The organism is Aquabacterium sp. UBA2148, from assembly GCF_002328915.1.
GTDB lineage: Bacteria > Pseudomonadota > Gammaproteobacteria > Burkholderiales > Burkholderiaceae_C > Aquabacterium > Aquabacterium parvum.
On sequence record NZ_DCXA01000247.1, the window covers coordinates 1 to 4666 of the forward strand.

6 protein-coding genes are annotated in these 4666 nt (G+C 66.9%); 5 read left to right on the forward strand and 1 reads right to left on the reverse strand.

The genetic code is table 11. The annotated features are described in order from the left end of the window. Both B2W70_RS13755 and B2W70_RS13760 read left to right on the forward strand, forming a co-directional pair. The coding region (locus B2W70_RS13755) for a response regulator (protein ID WP_286746512.1) at nucleotides 1-465 on the forward strand (465 nt) is incomplete at its 5' end. 80 nt (nucleotides 466-545) lie between these two features. Next, a complete protein-coding gene (locus tag B2W70_RS13760) occupies nucleotides 546-1589 on the forward strand; it encodes a GGDEF domain-containing protein (RefSeq protein WP_286746514.1) in 1044 nt (347 codons plus the stop codon). A 4-nt stretch (nucleotides 1590-1593) separates the two neighbouring features. Here the strand turns inward: B2W70_RS13760 and B2W70_RS13765 are convergent, their stop codons facing one another. Then, complete coding sequence (locus B2W70_RS13765; RefSeq protein ID WP_286746516.1) at nucleotides 1594-3114, reverse strand: cryptochrome/photolyase family protein; 1521 nt, start codon at nucleotides 3112-3114, stop codon at nucleotides 1594-1596. Nucleotides 3115-3156: 42 nt separating this feature from the next. Between B2W70_RS13765 and B2W70_RS13770 the strand changes: the two genes are divergently transcribed. From B2W70_RS13770 to pyrR, 3 genes are all read left to right on the forward strand, one after another. Beyond that, nucleotides 3157-3753 carry a YqgE/AlgH family protein gene (locus B2W70_RS13770; RefSeq protein ID WP_058087957.1) on the forward strand — a complete coding sequence of 199 codons (597 nt, stop codon included), beginning with the start codon at nucleotides 3157-3159 and terminating at the stop codon, nucleotides 3751-3753. Next, entirely contained in the window at nucleotides 3750-4202 is a 453-nt protein-coding gene (gene ruvX / locus B2W70_RS13775) for a Holliday junction resolvase RuvX (RefSeq protein ID WP_058087956.1), read from the forward strand. Before B2W70_RS13770 ends, ruvX begins: the two co-directional genes overlap by 4 nt. After that, nucleotides 4199-4666: bifunctional pyr operon transcriptional regulator/uracil phosphoribosyltransferase PyrR (gene pyrR / locus B2W70_RS13780; RefSeq protein ID WP_286746519.1), on the forward strand; the 468-nt coding region annotated here is incomplete at its 3' end. The genes ruvX and pyrR, both read left to right, overlap by 4 nt.

The following is a 4666-nucleotide window of genomic DNA, read 5'->3' on the forward strand; positions in this document are numbered from 1 at the left end:
GCGGGCGATGCGGCCGGTGGCTGGTTGCAGCCGCACGCCAAGCCGCTGCTCGTGGCCGAGGCGCAGTCGGCCGAACCCGACGTGCCGCTGGTGCTCGTGGTCGACGATTCGCTGACCGTTCGCCGGGTCACGCAGCGCCTGCTGGCGCGCGAGGGCTACCGCGTCAACCTGGCAAAAGACGGGCTGGAGGCCCTTGAATCCTTGGCTCAGGAGCGCCCGGCGGTGGTACTGTCGGACATCGAAATGCCTCGCATGGACGGCTTTGACCTGGTGCGCAACATCCGCGCTGACCAGAAGCTCGCCGGCCTGCCCGTCATCATGATCACCTCACGGATTGCGCAAAAACACCGCGACTACGCGGCCGAGTTGGGGGTGAACCACTACCTCGGCAAACCGTACCGCGAAGAAGAATTGCTGGCGTTGGTGGCCCGTCATGCCGCCGCGACCGACATCGCCATCTCGTGACGATCGCCCTTTTCGGGTTCAAGCTGTAATTGCCACCTTCGCCTCATCACCCCTCAGACATCCCTGCGCCAGCCCCGGCCATGGATGACGCCATCTCCCACCTCGCTGCGCTGACCGCCCAGCGGGACAGGGAGTTGCTGGACGTCACCCTGGCCCAGGGCGTGCTGGATTTGCTGGGTTCGGTCAGTGTGGGGGTGCACCGCCTCATCGGCCGCGAGGACGAGTCACGGCGCTGGTTGTGCTGTGGCCTGGCCCGCAAGGGCCAGATCGCGGTCTCCGACCCGTCCTGGGTTGACCTGCACACCTTGCCGCTGGAGGCCGACCACCCCTTGCGCGCCAAGGCCCTGGCCTCTCGCCTGTCCGAGCAGAGTGGCCCCGACTCAGGGCAGCCCGGGCACCTGATGGTCATGCCCCTGCCTGTCGAGGTGGGCTTGCCCGGTGTGCTGGAGGTCCATTCGGACGAGCCCTTGTCCGTGCGAGCACAGCGCACGATCCAGACGGTTCTGAAGGTGTTTGGCAACTTCCAGAACTTGCTGGAGTCCAGTCAGCGTGACGCGCTGACAGCGCTGCTGAACCGGCAGACTTTTGACGCGACCTTCCTGAAGGCCTCGATGCCGGTGACCGAGTGTGGCGCCGATCACGCCGAGGGCGAGCGTCGTCACAGTGATTCGTCTGGCTATTGGCTGGGCGTCGTCGACATCGACCACTTCAAACGCGTCAACGACGGCTTCGGGCACCTCATCGGTGACGAGGTGCTGGTGCTGGTCGCACGCATCATGCGCCAGACCTTCCGCCACCACGACCGGCTCTATCGCTTTGGCGGTGAAGAGTTCGTCATCTTGCTGCGCGGCGGCAACGAAGAGGACGCCTTGGGGGCCTTCGAGCGCTTTCGCCTCAACGTGGCGCAGTACCCGTTTCCGCAGGTGCAGAACGTCACCGTCAGCGTGGGCTTCACCGAGGTGCGCCACCAGGACACCCCCAACGTGGCCTTCGCGAGGGCCGACCAGGCCGTCTACCGTGCCAAGCACCAGGGACGCAATCAGGTGCTCAGCCACGAGGGACTGGTTCGCGCGGGCGTGCTGGCTTCGCCCGAGGCGCACATCGGCGACGTCGAACTGTTCTGAGCGCTCAGGGCTTGCGTGCCGGCTTGGCTGGGGCTTCGGCCTTGACCACGGCGTAGCGATCCAGCGTCAGCAGGCGGGCCTCATCGTGCTGCACGATGGGCTGAGGGTAGTCGCGCCCGATCACCACGTCTTCGGCAGCGGCCAGGTCAGCAGGGCGAGCCAGCCAGGGCGCGTGCAGGGCGTTGTCGGGCAGCTTGGCCAGCTCGGGCACGTAGCGGCGGATGAACTTGCCCTGTGGGTCGAACTTCTCGCTCTGGCTGATGGGGTTGAAGATGCGGAACCAGGGTTGCGCATCGCAGCCCGATGAAGCCGCCCACTGCCAGCCGCCGTTGTTCGCAGCCAGGTCGAAATCGAGCAGCTTCTCGGCGAAATAGGCTTCGCCGCGCCGCCAGTCGATGCCAAGGTCCTTGATCAGGAAGCTGGCCGTGACCATGCGCAGCCGGTTGTGCATGTAGCCGGTCTGGTTGAGCTGGCGCATGGCAGCGTCCACCAGCGGATAGCCAGTTCGGCCCTCGCACCAGGCCGCGAAATGGGTGTCGGCCTGCTTGCCCTTGGCCCACTTGATCTTGTCGTACTCGCGCCGGTAGGCATGGCCGACCACGTGCGGGTGGTGGTGCAGGATCTGGTGATAGAAGTCGCGCCAGATCAGCTCCGACAGCCACACCTGCGCGCCAGCCGAGCCGCGCTGGCTGCGCTGCCAGGCCAGGTCGGCCAGCTCGCGGATGGACACCGTGCCAAAGCGCAGGTGGGTCGAGAGGTAACTCGGGCCTTTGACGCCAGGGTAGTCGCGCAGTTCGTCGTAGCGGTCGATGCGGCCCAGGAAGTCGTCCAGCAGGGCGCGCGCGCCACCCATGCCGGCGGGCACCTTGAGGTCGTCCACGGGCTCGAAGCCGATGTCGCCCAGCGTGGGCACGTGGTCCTGCTCGCTTGGACAGACGGCCGGCGGGATGGGCGCCAGGTGCGCCGCGTACTTCTCGACCGGGTAGGGCTTGACGTAGAAGGGCTCGATTTTCTTGAGCCAGGCGTTCTTGTAGGGCGTGAAGACGCCATATGGCGTGCCGTTGCCGGTCAGCACCTCGTTGCGCTCGAAAACAACGTGATCCTTGAGGGTGTAGAGCGCCGCGCCGATGTCGCTGAGCTTGCCGCGCACCTGGGCGTCGCGAGCCAGGGCGTCGGGCTCGTCGTCGTGGTTGGCGTAGACGGCCTGAACGCCCAACTCGGCGGCCAGTTTCGGGATTTCCACACGGGCGCTGCCCTGTCGCACGATCAGCCCCGCGAGGGTGGGCGAGGGGGCGCCCACCTGCCGCGCCAAGTCTCGCAAGGCGGTGTCCAGCTCCACCAGCGAGTCGCGGATGAAGGCCACGCGCCGATCCTGCCGGGGCAGGGGGGCCAGGATGTCGCTGTCAAAGACGAAGGCGCACCACACCCGCTGGGCGTTTTTCAGGGCATGGAAGAGGGCGGCGTGGTCGTGGTGGCGAAGGTCGCGGCGGAACCAGACCAGGGCAGAGGTGTGGACGTCGGGCATGGAGGGTGAGGTGAAGCAGGGGCGGCGGCGTAAAATCATGACATGTCTGCAGGCTCCCCATCTTCCCGCACCATCGACCTGACCGATCAGTTCCTCATCGCCATGCCCAGCATGCGCGACGACAACTTCGCCGGCGCGGTCGTTTACCTGTGCGAGCACAACGCCAATGGCGCCCTTGGGCTGGTGATCAACCGCCCGACCGAGTTGCCTTTGCAGGAGCTCTTCGAGAAGGTCGACCTCAAGCTCGAGCGCCCCGACCTGGCTGACGAGCCGGTGTACTTCGGTGGCCCGGTTCAGACCGAGCGAGGTTTTGTCCTGCATGACCGCCTGGACGAAGAGGGCGGCCATTACAACTCCACGCTCAAGATTGGCGCGGCAGGCCTGGAGATGACCACCTCCCGCGATGTGCTCGAGGCGCTCGCTGGGGGTGCCGGCCCCAAGCGCGTCTTCGTCACCCTGGGCTACTCGGGCTGGAGCGCCGGGCAGCTCGAAGACGAAATTTCTCGCAACGGCTGGTTGACCGTCAAAGCCCAACCCGAAGTCATCTTCGACACCCCGGTCGAGCAGCGCTATGACAAGGCTTTGTCTCTGTTGGGTGTGGATCGCAACTTCCTGATGGGCGAGGCCGGTCACGCATGAGCGCGGCTTCCACCTCCGCTGCCGTGCTCACCTACCTGGCCTTCGACTACGGCGCCAAGCGCGTGGGCGTGGCCTGCGGCAACAGCCAGACGCGCCAGGCCCAGCCACTTCAGACCATCGCTGCCGAAGGCACCCTGCGCTTCGAGCGCATCGCGCAACTGGTGGCCGAGTGGCAGCCGGCGGCGCTGGTGGTGGGCGTGCCTTTTCACCCCGATGGCGCCGAGCATGACAACACCCTGCGCGCGCGCAAGTTCGGGCGCCAGCTGTGCGGGCGTTTCCACCTGCCCGTGCACGAGGTCGACGAGCGTTATTCGACCACCGAGGCCATTGCCCACGGTGCGCGCGACCTGGACGCCGCCTCGGCCGCCATCCTGCTGCAACAATACTTTGATGCCATGGGTGCTGCCGCCGCAACCGGCGCCGCGCCCCACACCGAAAGGCCCGCGTGAGTTCCACCCCGCACACCCTGCGCCTCGACGCCGAGGCCCTGTACACCAACCTGCTGGACGGCGTGCGCCGCCTGGTCACGGCCGACACCACCCTGGTGGGCGTTTGGTCCGGTGGCGCCTGGCTGGCCGAGCGCCTGGCCCGTGACCTGGGTCTGAGCACCCCGCATGGGGTCATCTCATCGGCCCTGCACCGCGACGACTTCGGCTCGCGCGGCATGAGTTCCACCAAAGGCGCCACGCACCTGCCCTTCGAGGTCGAAGGCCGCCACATCCTGCTGATCGACGACGTGCTCTACACCGGCCGCACCACGCGCGCCGTCATCAACGAGCTGTTCGATTTCGGTCGCCCCGCCAGCGTCACCCTGGCCGTGCTGGTCGATCGCGGTGGGCGCCAGTTGCCCATCGAGCCGGCCTACTCGGCCGCCCGCATCAGCCTGCCTGCCGACGAGCGCGTCTCGCTTGAC

What these genes read in the sequence shown, in the direction of transcription:
- B2W70_RS13760 (WP_286746514.1), top strand. Translation starts at nt 546, where the DNA reads ATGGATGACGCCATCTCCCACCTCGCTGCGCTGACCGCCCAGCGGGAC.
- B2W70_RS13770 (WP_058087957.1), top strand. Translation starts at nt 3,157, where the DNA reads ATGTCTGCAGGCTCCCCATCTTCCCGCACCATCGACCTGACCGATCAG.
- ruvX (WP_058087956.1), top strand. Translation starts at nt 3,750, where the DNA reads ATGAGCGCGGCTTCCACCTCCGCTGCCGTGCTCACCTACCTGGCCTTC.
- B2W70_RS13765 (WP_286746516.1), bottom strand. Translation starts at nt 3,114, where the DNA reads ATGCCCGACGTCCACACCTCTGCCCTGGTCTGGTTCCGCCGCGACCTT.